The organism is uncultured Campylobacter sp. (genome assembly GCF_938018035.1).
Taxonomy (GTDB): domain Bacteria; phylum Campylobacterota; class Campylobacteria; order Campylobacterales; family Campylobacteraceae; genus Campylobacter_B.
On sequence record NZ_CALIJF010000176.1, the window covers coordinates 1 to 2,248 of the forward strand.

2 protein-coding genes are annotated in these 2,248 nt (G+C 38.7%); both read left to right on the top strand.

The features are described 5' to 3' along the window. The coding region (locus Q0257_RS05355) for a type I restriction enzyme endonuclease domain-containing protein (protein ID WP_298022500.1) at positions 1-1,485 on the top strand (1,485 nt) is incomplete at its 5' end. Beyond that, the gene (locus tag Q0257_RS05360) at positions 1,478-2,146 is read left to right on the top strand and encodes a SprT family zinc-dependent metalloprotease (RefSeq protein WP_298022503.1); all 669 of its coding nucleotides are present in this window, start codon (positions 1,478-1,480) and stop codon (positions 2,144-2,146) included. The genes Q0257_RS05355 and Q0257_RS05360, both read left to right, overlap by 8 nt. Positions 2,147-2,248 lie beyond the last annotated feature (102 nt).

Below are 2,248 nucleotides of genomic sequence, written 5' to 3' on the forward strand. Positions count from 1 at the left end.
GAGCATTTTAAAAAGACGCTAAAGATGGCAAATGGGGGCTTTAAGGCGATGTTGGCAACGCAAAGAAAATACGACGCCATAAAATATCATCAGATATTTGAGGAATTTGGAGAGATAAAAACCGCCTATGTGATATCAAGCAATGAGCACGAGGAACTTGAGGGCGGAAATAAAGAGTATGTAGCAAAGGCGTGGCAAGAGACCATAAAGAGCTATGGCAGCGAAGAGGCGTATCTGGCGTATGTGAAAAATGAATTTATTTACGGTGATGAGATAGATTTGCTTATCGTCGTGGATAAGCTTTTAACTGGCTTTGACGCACCAAGAGCAAGCACGCTTTATATAGATAAGCAGCTAAAAGAGCATAATTTGCTCCAAGCTATAGCTAGAGTAAATAGGCTTTATGACGGGAAAGACTACGGCTACATTATTGATTATAGAGGGCTTCTTTGCGAGCTTGATCAGGCGCTTACTAGCTATGCTTCGCTAAGTGGCTTCGACCCAGAGGATATAACTGGAGCCGTGATAGACGTAAGAAGCGAGATCGTAAAGGCAAAGACCTACTATACTCATTTAGACGATCTTTTTAGCGGCGTTAAATTTAAAGATGATTTGGAAAGTTATGTGGCGGTTTTAGAAGACGTGCAAAAAAGAGACGACTTTAAAGAGTGGCTATCACAGTTTGCTAGGGCGTTTAAACTAGCGCTTTCAAGCGAGAAAATTTATGACATATTAAGCGAAGAGGAGACCAAAGCCTATAAGCAAAGGGTTAAATTTTATAACGAGCTAAGAAAGGCGGTGCAGCTAAGATATCATGAGGCTTGCGACTTTGGCAAATACGAAGCGCAGATGCAAAAACTGCTCGATACTTACGTGAGCGCAAAAGAGGTCAATGAGCTTACCAAGCTCGTAAATATCTTTGAGACGGAATTTGACGATGAGGTGCAAAGAGTCGAGGGCAAAAACGCAAAGGCCGATGCGATCATCAGTGCCGTAAATGCGGTGGTAAAAGAGAAAATGGACTCAAATCCAGCGTTTTATAAATCAATAGCGCAGCAAATACAAGACATCATCGACGAATACAAGGCAAAAAGGCTAAGTGAAGAGGAAAAACTTGCTAAAGCAAAACAGCTAAAAGACCTAATAACTGGCGCTTTAAAACCAAATGAAGACAGGTATCCAAAAGAATTTAACGCTAATAAAATTTTGTTTGCCATTTATGATAATATGCTTGATATTTTGGGCGATGTGGGGGTTGCGGATGTTGAGACGGTCACTAAAAATTTGAGCGTGAAATTTTATGAAATTTATGAAAAAGCCTCAAAAAAACCAGAATGGCACAAAAATAAAGACGTAGAAAATGAGATAACAAGCGCGATGGAGGATGCCCTTTGGGATGTCGAGGACGAATACGGCGTTTCTATCAATGAGAAGGAGAAAATTTACCAAACTATCCGAGGCATAGGGATAAGTTTTTATGCTTGAAGGCGTAAAAATCGTCCGAAAAGACGTAAAAAATATCACTTTAAAAGTTAGACCAAACGGCGAAGCGATCCTAACCGCGCCAAAAGCCGCAAGCGATGAGCATATAAAATTTATCATAGGAAAAAGAGCAAAATGGATAGCTCAAAAGCGCGCATTTTTTGCCTCGTTTAAGACGCCTTTAAAAGAGTATGTAAGCGGCGAGGATTTTAAGTATCTTGGGCGAAGCTATCGGCTTAAAGTCGTGCAGTCAAAGCAGGAGCGCGTAAAGTTGCAAAGAGGCTATCTTGAGCTATTTGTAAAAGATAAAGGCGATACAAAACGAAAAGAAAATTTGATCTATGAGTGGTATTATGAAAAGGCGACGTTATATTTTTTTAATATCTTGCAAGAATTTAACAAGATAGTAAAACAAGATATCAAAAGCGTAAAAATAAGGCAGATGAAAACGAGATGGGGGAGCTGCAATCCGTATAAATCATATATAAATTTAAACATAGAGCTTATAAAAAAACCAAAAGCATGTATCGAATATGTAATTTTTCATGAACTTGTTCATTTGGTGCACCCAAGTCACTCCAAACAATTTTACGATTATTTGTCTCTTTATATGAGCGACTGGCAAAAACGCAAGGAAATTTTAGAGCATTCCCCCAATATATAAGTACTGCAAAAAATAATATCATCAATTTGGGCTTTTAAATTTACTCCAAAAGCCCAAATTCTGATTTATTTTACTAGCTCGTAATTATACTCTTTCGTGCCG